Below are 293 nucleotides of genomic sequence, written 5' to 3' on the forward strand. Positions count from 1 at the left end.
AACAGGCAGAACAGGCAGAACAGGCAGAACAGGCAGAACAGGCAGAACAGGCAGAACAGGCAGAACAGGCAGAACAGAATAGCCGTTTTTCAGACAAAAAAAATCCTTTGCCGGAGCAAAGGATTATTTTTAAATGGCAGGGGCGGAGAGACTCGAACTCCCAACACCCGGTTTTGGAGACCGGTGCTCTACCAATTGAACTACGCCCCTAAAAGGGTGGCGGAACGGACGGGGCTCGAACCCGCGACCCCCTGCGTGACAGGCAGGTATTCTAACCAACTGAACTACCGCTC

Annotated in this window: 1 tRNA gene; it reads right to left on the bottom strand. The window is 53.2% G+C overall.

The features are described 5' to 3' along the window. Positions 1–134 precede the first annotated feature (134 nt). A tRNA-Trp gene (locus tag AB3U87_RS22575) sits at positions 135–210 on the bottom strand. Between the last annotated feature and the right edge of the window lie 83 nt (positions 211–293).

This window comes from Erwinia plantamica, from assembly GCF_043420595.1.
GTDB lineage: Bacteria > Pseudomonadota > Gammaproteobacteria > Enterobacterales > Enterobacteriaceae > Erwinia > Erwinia aeris.